13 protein-coding genes are annotated in these 15,639 nt (G+C 37.1%); all 13 read right to left on the bottom strand.

Features of this window, described 5'->3' with window-relative positions:
* Positions 1-81: 81 nt before the first annotated feature.
* On the bottom strand, positions 82-1,098 hold the full coding sequence (locus tag EUBHAL_RS04525) for a zinc-ribbon domain-containing protein (RefSeq protein ID WP_005345428.1): 1,017 nt from the start codon (positions 1,096-1,098) through the stop codon (positions 82-84).
* A gap of 125 nt (positions 1,099-1,223) precedes the next feature.
* Positions 1,224-1,571, bottom strand: coding sequence for a hypothetical protein (locus tag EUBHAL_RS04520; protein ID WP_005345426.1), 348 nt, complete (start codon positions 1,569-1,571; stop codon positions 1,224-1,226).
* A 79-nt stretch (positions 1,572-1,650) separates the two neighbouring features.
* Complete coding sequence (locus EUBHAL_RS14690; RefSeq protein WP_005345424.1) at positions 1,651-3,531, bottom strand: serine/threonine protein kinase; 1,881 nt, start codon at positions 3,529-3,531, stop codon at positions 1,651-1,653.
* Positions 3,532-3,815: 284 nt separating this feature from the next.
* A complete protein-coding gene (locus EUBHAL_RS04510; protein ID WP_005345423.1) occupies positions 3,816-4,865 on the bottom strand; it encodes a leucine-rich repeat protein in 1,050 nt (349 codons plus the stop codon).
* 51 nt (positions 4,866-4,916) lie between these two features.
* Complete coding sequence (locus tag EUBHAL_RS04505) at positions 4,917-5,117, bottom strand: hypothetical protein (protein ID WP_005345422.1); 201 nt, start codon at positions 5,115-5,117, stop codon at positions 4,917-4,919.
* A 55-nt stretch (positions 5,118-5,172) separates the two neighbouring features.
* Positions 5,173-6,228 (bottom strand): hypothetical protein, encoded by a 1,056-nt coding sequence (locus EUBHAL_RS04500; RefSeq protein ID WP_044921990.1) that lies wholly within the window; start codon positions 6,226-6,228, stop codon positions 5,173-5,175.
* A complete protein-coding gene (locus EUBHAL_RS04495) occupies positions 6,188-7,267 on the bottom strand; it encodes a serine/threonine protein kinase (RefSeq protein WP_005345420.1) in 1,080 nt (359 codons plus the stop codon). Before EUBHAL_RS04495 ends, EUBHAL_RS04500 begins: the two co-directional genes overlap by 41 nt.
* Before the next feature lie 39 nt (positions 7,268-7,306).
* Positions 7,307-8,803 (bottom strand): hypothetical protein, encoded by a 1,497-nt coding sequence (locus tag EUBHAL_RS04490; RefSeq protein WP_005345419.1) that lies wholly within the window; start codon positions 8,801-8,803, stop codon positions 7,307-7,309.
* 358 nt (positions 8,804-9,161) lie between these two features.
* Positions 9,162-10,037: a phosphoribosylaminoimidazolesuccinocarboxamide synthase gene (locus EUBHAL_RS04485; protein WP_044921987.1), complete on the bottom strand. Its 876-nt coding sequence runs from the start codon at positions 10,035-10,037 to the stop codon at positions 9,162-9,164.
* A gap of 137 nt (positions 10,038-10,174) precedes the next feature.
* Positions 10,175-10,831, bottom strand: a complete 657-nt coding sequence (locus EUBHAL_RS04480; protein WP_005345412.1) for an endonuclease III domain-containing protein — start codon at positions 10,829-10,831, stop codon at positions 10,175-10,177.
* A gap of 727 nt (positions 10,832-11,558) precedes the next feature.
* Positions 11,559-13,373 carry an ATP-dependent zinc metalloprotease FtsH gene (gene ftsH, locus EUBHAL_RS04475; RefSeq protein ID WP_005345402.1) on the bottom strand — a complete coding sequence of 605 codons (1,815 nt, stop codon included), beginning with the start codon at positions 13,371-13,373 and terminating at the stop codon, positions 11,559-11,561.
* A 327-nt stretch (positions 13,374-13,700) separates the two neighbouring features.
* On the bottom strand, positions 13,701-15,023 hold the full coding sequence (locus tag EUBHAL_RS04470) for an anti-sigma factor C-terminal domain-containing protein (protein WP_005345400.1): 1,323 nt from the start codon (positions 15,021-15,023) through the stop codon (positions 13,701-13,703).
* A partial coding sequence (locus EUBHAL_RS04465) for an RNA polymerase sigma factor (protein WP_005345399.1) occupies positions 15,020-15,639 on the bottom strand: 620 nt, incomplete at its 5' end. The genes EUBHAL_RS04465 and EUBHAL_RS04470, both read right to left, overlap by 4 nt.

Here is a 15,639-nt window from a genome sequence, read left to right as displayed (position 1 = left end):
TTCTTAGCTTTTACTTTAAACTATCCATTAACTAAAGCTAATGGGATTGCTGCAGCCTTATTTCAAAACTTTAATTTACCACTATTTTTTGCTTCCCATGTTATCATCTAAAAACTGCTGGTAGGACCGTGGCTGATACGTTCCACCGCTAAAAGAACAAAAACGGTACACACAATCGACCACATAATCTATCTCATTATAATCATTCGTCATATCAGGGTCTGGATAAGTAAACTTCAAAATATAATCCCTTTTCCCGTCATTTGCTGCTATAATATATACCCCTGTTTTCTCTGAGGAATCGGCAGAAGCGCCAATCAGGGTCCTTGCCATACCCGAGCTGTCTACTCTTGATGGATACATCTTAAAATACTTCTTATAAACTTCCGAAGAAAAATTTTGATAAAGCTCCCTTGCATTCTGTAAAGGATCGCCCTCATTTTCTTGTGTATATACACTAAGTTCTGCCTCATTTGAATCAGAAACAGAGTTTCCTTTATAAGAAAATGTATAGGAAGTTCCTTCCTCATTCACCTCACTATGATTAAATAAATACTTTGGATAAGCAAAACTAAAGCTATCATCCTTCGCAGTCACTGTATTATAATCCTCCGGACTAAGACACGCACCTACATTCATACTGGAATTATCTGTATAAGCGAGTGTGCTTTCTGTGGATTCTAAAGTTTTTTTATTTTTATTCTTATCTTTTTTCTTTTCTGTTGTTGCCTTCCCTGTCTTTTTCTCATTATTTTTCTTCTTATCGCTCTTCTGCGAAATCTCTTTCTTCGAATCTGGTACCGAAGACTGCTTACTTAACATCTCCACAACTTTCTCAGGAAATCCCATCCTGTAAAGACAAAAACCTCCTGTCAAAACAACGATCAAATAGACAATAATGAATCTCACAGATATTTTTTTATGTCTTCTTTTTCTTTTAGAATTCTTTTTGTTTGTATTAGTATAATACGCATCTTCTGGTATGTTGCTGGCTTCTCTGCTCTCGTGTCGTTCCCTATCATTATCTATCTCTTTTCCGCAGCCTGGACAAAACTTTGCATGATCCGGCAGCGTTGTTCCACAAAATTTGCATCTCATGCGATACCACCTCTCTCATCTCACATATATCTGCATTTCGAGACTCTATTATAGCAGGAAACAAATTAGAATAATAGTCCGAAAAAGTCAGTAAATTCTGATTGCCGCAGGCAGGGAGACAGCTCTCAGAGAATGAAATAACCTATATTTGTGACTTTAGTCGCGGCGGTTTGAATACCTTCTGGAGTCGTGTTTTTTTCTTCTTTCATAAGTTCAGCTATTGTCTTTTTTAGCTGTGCTTCTTCTTCGGTATCTTCCTCAAAGTATTCTTCGGTATCGGACTCCATCGTTGTTTCTGTTGATGTTTGTGTTGTTACCTGAGTTGTTGTTTCTGCCTGCTGCGTCGTTGCATTGCTTTCTGTTGATACCGCAGTATCCTTTTTAGGGGTATTGTGAATTTTATTTGTTTGCCATATGTATAATATTACACAGCAGATGATTACTACTGCTATTATCAGTCTTTTCTTTTTCATATTTCCTCCAAATACACTTTTTTACTATCATGTTCTTTTTTATAAAGTTATAATTATGCCGCTTCATCGTCAATTCCGCTTACTGATCTTCCATATACTCCTCATAGCTTCTCGGATCACCGACTCTCCTGCTGAAACTACAATACCGATACATACAGTCTATATAATATTCTACCCACGTTGATTTCGTAGAATCGTGCTGAAAACTGGTGCATACCTCCATGATATATACATAGTCATCATTTGCTGCGATAGATGCATATACATTCTGGTTGTCTGTGATTCCACTTAATACGCCTCGGGCAAATCCACGTTCGTCCGTTTCCTCTCGGAATAAAATCTTTTCTTTTTGAGACAAATTCGTATAGGAATTATACAGATTTTCCATTCCCTGTGCCGGGCTTCCTGATGTATTATCTTTACGGATAAACTTCACCGTGTCATTTTCATCATCAGAGGTAAAAATACAACTGTCTCCGTCATAATATGCATAATTATAAACATTTTGTGGATAATAGAATGTATAATCTCCATCAGGACTTTCCAAGTATGTATAATTATCAAGGCTGAGACATTCGCTGTAATCCGCAGAAGCATCGGTATCTTCAAATATTTCCTCATTGCCATCCGCTCCGACAGCCTGAGTATCCACAGTATCTTCTGTTGTGCTCGCTGCCTGTGTCGCAGCCGCCTGCTGCTCGGTTTTACTTTGCTGCGTATCTTGTGATTTACTTTCTGTTGTACTCTGTGTTGCCGCAGTAGTATTTTCTGCCACTTTTTCCGATTCTTTCCCCGATTCTGCTCTCGCTGTATTTCCGGCCGTCTGGCTATTCTTTGAATTTGTAAATAATACAACGCCTATCCCGATCATAATCACGGCAGTTAATGTACAACAAAGGGCTACGATAAGCGGGGTAGAATTCTTTGTCTTTACCGGTGGCTGCGGCGGAGTGTATGGCGGCACATCCGGATATCCTTGTTGCCTGCTCTGACTGGACGTTCCCGAAGGACTTCCCCAGTCATAACTCCCTGCTGGCTGGGTAAATGTATTCATATTAACAGATACAGTATTGTCAGATACCACGCTATATAAATTTTCGCAAAATTCCCCGAGATTCCGATAGCGGTCTGCAGGCCGAATCTGCAAAGCTCTCATAATGGCATATTCTACAGGCGGGGCAATGCGTACGCCAAGCATTGACGGACTAACCAGTGTGTCCTCCAAGCTTCTTTTCGTTGCATCATCCGGCTTTCTTCCTGTAAGGCATTGGTACATTGTCGCTCCCAGTGCATAAATATCCGTCCACGGCCCCTGTTTTCCATGAGAATCGTATTGCTCAATCGGGGCAAATCCCATCTTTAAAATGACAGACAAGCCTTCCTCACTATAATCCGTATAATCCCTCGCCGCTCCAAAGTCCATCAGCTTCGCTTCGCCTTCTGGCAGACACATAATATTGTCCGGGCTAATATCCCTGTGAATTACTCCATTTTGGTGAATCTTATCTAACGCCTCCAATATAGGAGCAAATATATTCTGCATCTCTTCGACACTAATCGGTCCATACGTCTGCAAATACTGCTTTAAAGTAATTCCCTCCAAATACTCCATCACAATATATGCCGTTCCATTTTCCCGGAAGAAATCCTGCACCCGCACAACTCCGGCTACATTGTTAAACTGTGCAAGCGTCCGGGCCTCCTGAAGGAACTTCTCCTCTCCCTGATGGAAATTCGCGGCTTTCGTTCCGTAAACGGATACTACCTCATTGGTCTGTTGATTATTTCTTGTAATCGCTCCCCTTGGAAAGAATTCTTTGACGGCTACCTTCTGACACAGTACCTCGTCCATGCCAACGTAAGTAATGCCAAAGCCTCCTTCTCCAAGAACTCCTTGTATAAGATATCTGTTATTTAGTCTGGTGCCCATCCTAAGATGATGGGGTTCGGTTTGTATCATGGTGTGCCTCCTGTCTGATTTTATCTGATAAAATACACTCTAAAAAAGCATAATACTTTATAGTTTAATAAGCTGGGACTTTCTGAATAGCTGCTTATTTTTATTATAGCTTTATTGGGATTTAATTCAATACTTTAGGGCTAGATGGTTCATTTTTGGGCACTTTTGGTAAGAGGAATTGAGTTTTCTTTGTTGCAAAATTTTCCAACATTTAATTAGTATGCTTTCTAAATACAGCAAGAAGCCAGAAAATTCCTGACTTCTTCCTTATCTTTTTATATTTTTTACTTGATGGTTACCTTTTTTCCAGCTCCTTTGGCTTTTAACAGTTTCTGATATGCTTTCTTCTGCTTCTTTGAAACTTTGATTTTTGCTTTGGCGTGGATTCCTTTAAATGCTTTTGCGCCTACTGTTTTCTTAGAAAGATATGGTGTTTTTATTGTAATATTCCTTAAGTTTTTACAATTAAAGAATGCCTGACTACCTATCGTTCTTATGCTAGATGGGATAACAATACTTCTTAAATTTTTATTTCCACTAAATGCTTTCGTTTTAATCGAAGTAATTTGATATGTTACTCCCATATACTTTAACGAAGGGGGAATAGTTACTGAATTCTTTTTGCCTACATACCCTATACATTCTGCTGTATTTTTTCCTGTAATAGCACATCTCACTCCAACTGAATTCTGCAATTTCTGTCCAATTTTTATTTTAGGACTCTGTGATGGATTAGTCTTTTTGCTTCCCTTGTCCACAACAGTATTTTTAGTTCCACATCCATTATCACATCTTGCTGTCTTGATTCCATCTTTAGTAGTTGTCGCATTATTATCTGATACATATTTTGTAAACTTATGACCTAATGCTTTAATTACCTTTCCATCTTTTATCTTTGTTCCACAAGACTTGCAGTAAGTATCTCCAGTATTTCCATCTTCTGTACATGTTGCTTTCTTGACATTTCGGAGTTCTGTTTCCCCTTCGTGGTTTGTTGGGTCTACTTCTCCATATTCTTTTCTACAGACGGAGCATACTGCTTTCTTGATGCAGGTTGCTTTGCCTCCTTTATGTCCATTTACCGTACAGCTATCTTTTTCTCCTTCAGAAAATCCTTTTACAGTAATTGATCCATTATACATAGTTACTTCAACAGGTTGTAAATTTCCATCTATTATGCCGCCATCTTCATAAGATATTTTAACATCATAAGATCCAGCTTTTTTAGGTTTGCTGAAATTCAATATAGCAATTACTCCATTTGAGCTATCCTCTTCCATTCCATCCCATACAATATTAATCTTTTTTTCTGTAAGTTCTCCAGGTTTTGTCATAGTAAGTGAAGAAAATGCATCTCCACTATCTATACTCTGCAGAGTTAGCGCCTAATCATATTCTATAGTAATTGTTGCACCTACTAAACCTTCATTATTCATAATCTTAACTGGAACCCTTACACTAGATTCTTCTCCAGCTACTACTTTATCTACTGAAATTATTGTCCTTCCTGTAGATGCATTTACATTCATCCCTAATGCCATTATGGCAAGCACAAGGCAACTTATTAATGTATATATTTTTTTCATATATCTTTTTCCTTTCTATATATCATAAACATGTACCTTTATAAGTTTTTTAATATTAATATTTTTTCTTAATACGATAAACTGTCTTCGTATCTACCTTTCTATTACCATTAGAAGAGTAAGCTGTATCGCTCCATGATGACCAGTCATTCCACTTATAATAGGAATAGGTTATTGTTTTGGATCTATCCCTATATCTATATCCTGTCTGTGCATTTCCATCTGTCCAATTCCAATAAATGGCATTGGCACCAGCATGATAATCGTATATATATTGATAATATTTACTGGTACTTCCCCATCGTGTAGAACTTGACCATGAATTGGTAAACCAATCTACTGTTCCTGTATCTAAGGTTACATAACTTGAGGAATTACAATATGCACATGTACTTCCATAATACGGGTACCTAGAACCTCTTCCACAGCTTTTACAATAGAAATAATAGTATGGATATACGGTTGCTGTTTCAACCTGACGAGTATCACTTCCACCAATAGCATTAGTCTGCCAAACACTCCATGAACCCCAACCACCATACGATGTAGTAGAACCTGTCTGTATCCAGCCTGGCAATGATGCATTTGTACTGGTTGTTGTAGCTTTATCTGAATAACGATATTGTGATTTACTTTCTACTTTAACTGTATTTGATTCAGTATCAGCATCATCAGGCCACTCACTCCAATCACTCCATACTGTCATATAAATATCAGCAGATGTCACATTACCTGTAACCGTTATTTTTTCTTTTCCATGACTGTCTATTGTCCAGTTAGTTAATGTGCTATAAGTTACCTGTAAAATATCACCGTAGTAAATAGCATCTCCATTTGTTAATTTTCCTGTGGTTGCTTTCTTATATGGCGATGATGTTCTTCTTTCTTCAAAATAATCAAGTACTTTGACTACTTCTTTAATATCAAAAAGGGATGACAAGATTCTCGCCTCATTTAAAAATGCTTTTCTTTGCTTTTTGTAGTAATCTCTTTTATTTATTACTTCGTTATCCAAACTTCCATGTTCCCAACGATACTTTTTTAGTACTACTTCCTGGCAAAGTTCCTCATCATAGGCAAGATAGGTTACTCCAAATCCTCTCTGCCCCAAAACTTTTTCTCCTTGATATCCATTTCTTTTCCTGAGAAATATTTCTTTCATTAATATCTGTTGTAATCTGAAGCCAGAGCGTTCCCCAAACGAACCGGGTGTCTTTCATATACTGTTTTGTTATTTCTTCTTTACTTTCCATATTACTCTTTATATCACTAGAAAGATTGAGCACTGAAAAATATCGCTTTTGTATTTCTAGAGAAAGCCCTTTTTTTAGAATATTGTTCGTTTGCTCTGACACTTCAGATGCCATCGTCATGTTTTTTAATCGGTCTTTTTGTAACCGTTCTACTGCTGGTGGCACTTTTATTCCTGTAAGCATTTCATACCAGACAGCGCACAAAGAATATACATCGCTCCACGGACCAACGAATTCTTTCTCTAAATATTGCTCTGGTGCAGTATATCCTCCCTTACAATATTGTTCTTCTTTTTCTTTTTTCTTATTTTTCGCGGCTCCAAAGTCAATTAATTTGAGTTGTCCTTCCTTATTAAAAATCAAATTATCCGGACTGATATCACAATGTACAATGCCAATGCTGTGAATATACGCAAGTGCATTTATAACTGGTTCTAGTAATATCTCAGCCTGCTTCTCACTAATTTTTCCTTTATGTTCCTTCTCATACTCTTGAAGTGTCGGTCCGGAAAGGTACTCCATAACTATATACGCCGTACCATTTTCTTCAAAATAATCTTTAACGGCTGCCAGTCCTTCTACATCAAACTTTCCAAAAAGCACCTGTGCTTCTTCAAGGAAGTTTTGCATTCCATTTAAATATTTTTCTTCCTGACCATTTTGTGGATAAACCATAGCTGTTGCTGATAATTCATATTCTCCCTGTCCTTTTCTTAAAGTATTTCCAAGTCTCCTCACAATCTTTACTGGAAAATATTCTTTTATCGCCACATTTTGCTGCAAGGTCTGATCATATGCAAGATAGGTAATTCCAAATCCGCCCTGTCCTAATACTTTTTTTATCTGGTATTTTTCATGAAGTAGCGTTTCCTCTAAAAGCCAGTTTTCCTTTTCCATATTTCTTCCTTTATCCCTTATGTATTCGCAAATTCTTTTCTAAATCAACTTTCCTTCTAATTCCTTTTGGCAGCTTTTTGCCTGTTGATACAACTTATATAAATAGAAATCTTCGCTCTTAAGTGCAGCCCTCTCTGCCGCCTCATATAAAACTTCTTCTTTCGCCTCTCCCGTTAGATATTTCCGAATAAATTCATCAAATTCCCGATCTGGCCTAAGTTGTGCAAACCCGCAATTATATAGAATTCTGTTAATCCTTGCGATAGTGAGCTTGTCTTTCAGATCTAGTTTTGTTTCAGCTTGAACAAACACCAGAAAGGCCAGCAACGTATCCCTGTTGATATCTCTTCTTCCCGTAATAAAATCTCTAAAATATGTTTCTCCGCTTCTTCCACTTTGATATCCTGCCCGTTCCATACCAATCGCATATTTTTCATCAAGCTGTTTCTCTGTATTTTCTTGTTTTTTACTTAATCTTTCTAATTGCAAAAATGCTTTCTCTTTTTCTTCATCTGATGGGTTCTTCTTACAATAGCCTAAAGAACAGGCAATCCTTATTTTTTCCTCTTCGCTCCAATCTTTCAGTGGCCCATAAAATTCAAATAACATTTCCACCCATCCCAGTGAAACAAAGCCAAAATAAAAATAATTAAATTCATTAAAAATGCCACGAAATGATAACGCTGCATTCCGTAAATATTCTTTTCTTTGCTCTAAAGATAGTGACACTTTCGCTTTTTTCGCTTCATTTTTTAAAGGAGTAAGTAATTTTAACATTGTAAGCTGATTTAATGCATTCTTTTCCGCTTGAATACAATATTCTAAAAAAAGGCTCTCCCCATAAATCTTTTCTTCGGTCTCTTCGGTTCTGCATTTATCATAATAATTCTCACAACGTTCCTCTATATAAAAATACAGGTATTTGCAAAAATAGTATCTCGCTTTCTCTCTCACTTCAGAGAATTGTTTCTGATTCTCATTCATGAAAGCTATAAAATTCTTCTTTTTATCCAAAAAGCCTATTGAAGTTTTGTCTGGCAGAGTATTCTCCTGCTCTTTCCATAGCTTTTCTTCTAACTCTTCTGCCACTGTTCCTGTCTGAAAGCTCTCCTTTGAATTATACATAATATATTCATATATTTGTTTTAACGTTATTTTTCCTGACCATATTCCGCTATAAGATGGCACTCTTTTTTTCTCATATGTGGTAACCATATTTTGTTCAAGACTTTGAATACATTCTTTCGTATCTTTTTGTTCTTTTTTATATGTAGCAATTATATTTTTTTCGGGGCTTTGTATATAGTCTCTGGCATCTTTTCGTTCCTCTTCATATGCGGTATACAATTGTTTCCAGTTTTCATAATCAAACCCTAAGCAAAAAGCATATATCAATCCTGCTTCATATATATTTCTTGCATACAGCCGCTCACAAAGATTATCTTCTAATTCTTTATTCACGGCCTCTAAACTCCATTTATTCTCAAAGGCTTTTCTTAAAATTTCTATTCTCTTTGGAAGCTGCTTTTTTCTCATATATGTTATTCATTCCTATCTTTTATCTGAAATTATAAAGTTTTATATTATATTTGAAAAATGTATTCTATGTATTCTTCAAAATGCATGTTACAATTCATGGAATATTTCATCTAAATGAGAGTAACATAGCATTCTAACTGCTATCAAAAGAAAACAAAATATACTACAAATTACTTTTTGATTTTTCAAACGTACTTTAGCTATTATAAACCCTAGTTATTATAAATTATAATAGATTCTAATTTATAGGTCAAAATATATCGAAAGATGATACAAAAAAAGACGATACCCCCACACTTTCGTGGAAACGTATCGTCTTTCTCTGCTAAAACATACTTTACAGATTTACAATAGATTAAGCCTCAAATGGTTCTCCTGTTAACTGCTCATATGCTTCTTTATATTTTGCAACTGTCTTATCGATTACTTCTTCTGGAAGATCATAATCGCTGTCTGGGTTCTGTTTTAACCAATCTCTTACAAACTGTTTATCGTAGGAAGGCTGTCCCTTACCTGCTTCATATCCTTCTCTTGGCCAGAAACGGGAGCTGTCTGGTGTGAGCATCTCATCACCGATCACAACTCTGCCCTGCTCGTCAAGACCGAATTCAAACTTGGTATCTGCGATGATGATTCCCTTTTCCCATGCGTATTCTGCACATTTCTTGTAGAGAGAAATAGTATACTCTTTTAAGATATTAGCATAATAATTACCTTTTCCTGGATAAAGCTTTTCAAGGATTTCTACTGTCTTATCATAGGATACGTTCTCGTCATGGTCTCCTAAATCAGCTTTTGTGGAAGGAGTGTAAATTGGTTCAGGTAATTTTTCAGATTCCTGTAATCCTTCTGGAAGCTTGATACCGCAAACGGTTCCGTTCTCCTGGTAGCTTGCCCAGCCACTTCCTGTGATGTAACCACGAACGATACATTCGACTGGGAACATCTCAAGCTTCTTGCACATCATGCTGCGTCCGGCATACTTTTCGTTCTGGAAAAATTCCGGCATATCTTTCACATCTGTTGAAATCATATGGTTTGGTACGGTATTCTCTGTAAGATTGAACCAGAACTTGGACATCTGTGTTAAAATAGCACCTTTGTCTTTCACTTCATTTTTCAAAATTACATCAAATGCTGAAATTCTGTCTGTTGCAGCGATAATTAAGCTGTCCCCGTTATCGTATACTTCGCGGACTTTTCCTTCTTTGATTGGTTTAAATTCTTTCATCTTGTCCATCCTTTTTTCCAATGTGATAAGTTTCAGTTTTACCTTAATCCATAGCCTTATTCTTTGTAAAAATCTTTGTAAAGACTGGCTCGGTTGAAATTATTCTACTACAAAATTTTAGTTTCGACAATTCCTTTTCACTGATTTTTTTCTTTCATATAAGAAGCGTAAGACTTACAAACGTCAGCAAGACAGCATTTTTCACAATAAGGGGTTGTTCTGGCGGTACAAACTTCTCTGCCGTGATACACTAAACGGTGGCAAAAATCGCTTCCTTCTTCTGGCGGTATAATTTTCCACAAAGCCATCTCCACCTTTTTCGGATTTTTCTCATTATCGACAAGACCGATTCGATTACAGAGACGGATGCAATGTGTGTCTGTTACAATCGCAGGTTTGCCAAAGACATCCCCCATAATGAGGTTTGCACTTTTTCTTCCTACTCCCGGAAGTTTTAAGAGATCCTCGAAGTTATCCGGTACCTTTGAGCCGAATTCATCCCGCAGCATACGCATACATTTACTGATATCTCTTGCTTTGCTTTTTCCAAGTCCACATGGGCGTACAATCGCTTCAATATCTTCTGGCTCTGCTTCTGCAAGTTCGTTCACACCTGGGTATTTTGCAAACAGATCTTTGACAATAATGTTTACTCGCTCATCTGTACATTGTGCTGCAAGGCGCACGCTGACAAGAAGCTTCCACGCCTCATTGTAATCTAATGTACAGTCTGCTCCTGGATATTCTTTTTTTAAACGCTCTATTACAATCGCTGCTCGTTCTTTTTTTCGCATAGTATTCCTCCATTTTATCAATCGCAAATTATATCTCTCTTCTGAGTGTAAATTTATATCAGATGTGAGATGACTCCCGCCTCTGTAGGTTGCAAGCTACAAATCAATATCAGTGGGGGAGTCAATCCTCCATCTGATATAGCCTCCGGCAGGATTGCAGAGATGCGCAGAAGAAGTATGTCATGCATTGCATGACACGCATCTCGCAGCAAGAATGTCGGGGCATTCTTGAATTTTTAAAAGTAATTGTAACTATTAAGATTATATCTTGTCCTGTCTATTCTTGCAAGCTTTTTCAATATTAATAATCATTATTATTTTATAAATTTAATGTACTCTAGAGCGTGTTTGAAAAATGCTCTAGGAATCTTTCTTACAATGGAGATAAAAAAAGAGAACTCCATCATACGATATATCAAAGTAAGAAAAGGTATATCAAACATACCTTCTCCCAAATAATATTACGTCGTTGATAGATTTCTCTTTTTTATTTTTAATAACTGTAAGTGAGCAAATACAGAAAAATACACAAAAATAGGTACTTCTTGTTTGTAGTCTAAGCACATTCCGACTTTTCATATAGTTTTTATTTATCTGAAGCTGACGCTTCTTGTTTGTAGTCTAAACACATTCAGACCAGTCAAGTAAAGTATGTCTTTATAATGCGGACATAGTTGTGCAATATTTTAAATTCCCTCATTTATAGTTAATAATTAATAGTATTTAATTAGGATTCCAGAATCCGCATAAATTCTTCACCAGTAATCGTTTCTTTCTCATAGAGGAAGTTCGCCAGTTCATGAAGCTTATCTTTGTTTTCATTCAAGATATCTAATGCTTTCTTATGCTGGGCTTTTACAACTTCTACAACCTTCTCATCAATCTTCTTCTGTGTGTCTGCAGAACATGCAAGGGAAGCATCTCCACCGAGATACTGATTATTGACAGTTTCCATTGCAACCATGTCGAATTCGTCTGTCATACCGTAACGGGTAATCATCGCTCTTGCAAGCTTTGTTGCCTGTTCAATATCGTTAGAAGCTCCTGTACTTATTGTTCCTGTCACAATTTCTTCTGCTGCACGTCCACCTGTGAGTGTTGCAATCTTATTCTGGATTTCTTCCTTCGTCATAAGATATTTATCCTGCTGTTCTACCTGCATCGTGTATCCTAACGCACCAGAAGTTCGTGGAATAATCGTAATCTTCTGTACTGGTGCAGAATTTGTCTGCTTAGCAGCAACTAAAGCATGACCAATCTCATGGTAAGCAACTGTCATCTTCTCTTTTGGTGAAAGGACAGCATTCTTCTTCTGATATCCTGCGATTACTACTTCTACACTTTCTTCAAGATCCGCCTGTGTTACTATTCTTCTGCCATTCCTTACTGCTCTTAAGGCACCCTCATTAATAATGTTAGCAAGTTCTGCGCCAGAAGCGCCTGCGGCCATACGGGCAATGGCATGCAAATCTACATTATCAGCAAGACGAGTCTTTTTACTGTGTACTCTTAAAATGGCTTCTCTTCCTACTAAATCTGGAAGTTCTACTGGTACACGGCGGTCAAATCGTCCCGGTCTGGTTAATGCCGGATCAAGAGATTCTGGACGGTTTGTTGCCGCTAAAATGATAACGCCATTATTACCTTCAAAGCCATCCATCTCTGTAAGAAGCTGGTTGAGAGTCTGCTCTCGCTCGTCATTACCGCCGATATGTCCATCTCTCTTCTTACCAATAGCATCAATCTCGTCGATAAATACGATACATGGAGCTTTTTCCTTCGCCTGCTTAAATAAATCTCTTACTTTTGAAGCACCCATACCAACAAACATCTCTACAAATTCAGAACCAGAGATAGAAAAGAATGGTACATTCGCTTCACCAGCTACGGCTTTGGCAAGCATCGTCTTACCTGTTCCCGGAGGGCCTACTAAAAGAACTCCCTTCGGCATGGAAGCACCAATCTCTGAATACTTTGATGGCTGATGCAGATAATCTACGATTTCAGCTAAGTTCTCCTTCGCCTCATCTTCACCCGCTACGTCACTAAAACGGATACCTTCCTCGGACGGTACATAGACTTTGGCATTACTCTTACCCATACCAAACATCATATTCGGACCACCGCCGGACATCTTGTTCATCATCTTCTTCTGCGCATAATATCCTAATGCGGAGAACAACACAATTGGGATAATCCAGGATAACAGGAAGGATAATATTGGAGACATCTGTTCCTGAACCTGTGTCGTAAATTCAGCTCCTGAACGATATAATCTCTCCGTTAATCCCCAGTCACCATCCATCTTGGACGTCTTATAAACGGTTCCATTCTGATCGGTAAATGTAATCTGTGAATCATCAATCTCTACTTTTTTAATCTGTTTATTTAATGTCATATTCATAAACTCATTATAATCAACCTTCTTAATGCTCGCCTCTCTAATCATCGGCATAACAAACATATTGACCAGCATGAGTACGAGAAGCACAATAATATAATAAAAAATAAACGGCTTTCTCGGTGTCTTTACTTCTTTCATAACTGTCTGTTACTTCCTTTCTGTATACTTACAGACAATAATACTTTCTGAAAATTCTTACAATCAGTTACTATTGTCTATTGGACTATTGTAAACTTTCAAAGCTAAAGTTGTCAACGAACATTATGTGAAATAAATGTGAATTGCTGTTTCATTCATTAGGCAGATGCAGATGAATCCAGTGAACCCCATCAGCCATATTTGTGATTTTAGTCGCGGCGTGTTGAATGTTCGCTTGTGCACTCACATCCAACACTTGCTCCGAGACCACAAATATAGAGTATTGGTTCTCGTCGCGGGCGTCTGCCGTTTTACTGAATTAAATAGTCATCTCACTTCTTCTGTGTATATTTCGTATACTTCGCTTTGTTTGCTGAGTTTTAATAATGTCTCTTTATCTGCGATTGTAGTAAATCCATACACTTTTATCCCATTCTTCTTGATGTAGGATACCATCTCTTTTAATTCTTTGGTTGTATAATTACTGTTATCTTTCTCCATCATAGCGAGGAACTTCTTCTGATTGGAAAGATAGTTAAGTAAACTGACAAAATGCTGTCTGGCATTGCTTTCACTTTTAAGGTTTTCTTCCGGGTCATCCCATTCGTCCTCATTACCCATATCTTGTGTTTCACACCCTGGTAAAAGGTTTGGATACTTTTTCTCATCCCACTTAATTGCTGTGTTATAAGAAGGATTGCATACAAATCCAATATTCGGTATATTCGACTGAAAGTTTACTACTCCTTCTTCTTCCTTCTCCAGTTCTGCTACCTGCACCGCACACCATACTTCTGCTAAATCCTGCTTATCCACATATTTCTTAAAGTCGGCATATGACATAATTTTATCTAAAGAAACATAGCCTATATACATTTTTCTTTCATCTAATTCCTGTAATGTTTTGAGAGACTCTTCCTTAGATCCTGCCGCACATAGATTGATTTCTTCATCGTCTTTCACATCAAAGTATTTTCTTGTATATTTTAAATTCTCTTCTACCGTATTTTCTTCCTTTCCAGCAATGCTTCCATATACAAAAACATTTGTAGCTGGCTTTTTAAAAATATTGTTATCATAGTATCTTAGCTCTCCCCGTGTGATTTCTCCTGATACATCTGTCAGGCTACCTGTAAAACTGGAAGTCTGATTGACTGTGATATTATAATTCCCATATCCTTTTGCTTCCACCTGCACAGAACCTCTCCTTTTCCCTGGTAGAAAAACTTCAGAATATACCGCCATATCACGACTCATCTTACTTATCGCGTAATCTTTGTCTCCTATATTCTTCGCTGGATTATAATAAAAACATGATACAATCGTTGGAAGGCAGAATTGTACAAATAAAATCAGCACACATGCCGCCGCTAAAATAGTCAGCCCCATTCTGCGAAACGCACGTCTGATTGAACGGTTGACCATCTCTATAAATTTTGTATCTATATCCTCTATATCATCGTTCCTCTTATTATTCTTCTCAGCGGCTGCTTTTTCCTCAAAAATATCATTAAGTTCTGGAATATCTTCCTGCTCATAAAGGTAATCACTTATCGCTTCCTGCCTCTCAATATCTTTCTCTACCTTTTTTCTCTGTTCTAATTCTAATTCTCCGGTCTTATATAATTCCAGTAATTCGCGGTATGTCATCTTCCTTCCTCCTTCGTTAAATATTCTTTTAATTCCTTCTTTGCACGATAAGAAAGAACCTTCACATTACCTGGAGTTATTTTTAGCATTGCTGCAATCTCTTTTTGCGAAAAATCTCCAAAATACTGTAATAGTATTACTTCCTTCTTCTGTCCTTTCAGGCGGTTCACAGCATCCCACACCCTCTTTTTTTCTTCTTTATGTAATATCTCTTCCAAAATATCATTCTGAATAAAGGCTTCTCCTTCACCAGAAATAATCTTCTCCCTTGAATTTCTTCTATCCACTTCTTCTGTTTCTATGGAAAACAAATTCTTCTGCCTATTATAATAATTATAATAAAGATTCCGGGCTACCATATAAAGCCATGCCCGCATATTAGTGTGAGAATCTTTCAATGCCAGCAGAGCTTTTAAAAATGTATCCTGCAAAATATCATCGGTTACTGTCTCACTTCCACAAAGAGAATATACAAAAATGTATAGCTCCTTATAATAACGGTGATATAACGCTTCTAACAAATGCTTATCCAGATTCTCACTCCCTTTCCTCGATACTTTTCGACTTCTTTCATACATATAACAAATGAAAACTAAAAAGGTTACAATATTTTTTA

It is taken from the genome of Anaerobutyricum hallii DSM 3353 (assembly GCF_000173975.1).
Lineage (GTDB): Bacteria > Bacillota > Clostridia > Lachnospirales > Lachnospiraceae > Anaerobutyricum > Anaerobutyricum hallii.
The sequence above is the reverse complement of the archived record's forward strand: the minus strand, read 5'-3'. Positions and strand labels throughout refer to the sequence as shown.

Coding starts and splice junctions, on each gene's coding strand:
- EUBHAL_RS04490 (WP_005345419.1), bottom strand. CDS start 8,803: ATGAGAAAAAAGCAGCTTCCAAAGAGAATAGAAATTTTAAGAAAAGCC.
- EUBHAL_RS04495 (WP_005345420.1), bottom strand. CDS start 7,267: ATGGAAAAGGAAAACTGGCTTTTAGAGGAAACGCTACTTCATGAAAAA.
- EUBHAL_RS04480 (WP_005345412.1), bottom strand. CDS start 10,831: ATGCGAAAAAAAGAACGAGCAGCGATTGTAATAGAGCGTTTAAAAAAA.
- EUBHAL_RS04470 (WP_005345400.1), bottom strand. CDS start 15,023: ATGACATACCGCGAATTACTGGAATTATATAAGACCGGAGAATTAGAA.
- EUBHAL_RS04505 (WP_005345422.1), bottom strand. CDS start 5,117: ATGAAAAAAATATATACATTAATAAGTTGCCTTGTGCTTGCCATAATG.
- EUBHAL_RS04520 (WP_005345426.1), bottom strand. CDS start 1,571: ATGAAAAAGAAAAGACTGATAATAGCAGTAGTAATCATCTGCTGTGTA.
- ftsH (WP_005345402.1), bottom strand. CDS start 13,373: ATGAAAGAAGTAAAGACACCGAGAAAGCCGTTTATTTTTTATTATATT.
- EUBHAL_RS04485 (WP_044921987.1), bottom strand. CDS start 10,037: ATGAAAGAATTTAAACCAATCAAAGAAGGAAAAGTCCGCGAAGTATAC.
- EUBHAL_RS04510 (WP_005345423.1), bottom strand. CDS start 4,865: ATGACAAAACCTGGAGAACTTACAGAAAAAAAGATTAATATTGTATGG.
- EUBHAL_RS14690 (WP_005345424.1), bottom strand. CDS start 3,531: ATGATACAAACCGAACCCCATCATCTTAGGATGGGCACCAGACTAAAT.
- EUBHAL_RS04525 (WP_005345428.1), bottom strand. CDS start 1,098: ATGAGATGCAAATTTTGTGGAACAACGCTGCCGGATCATGCAAAGTTT.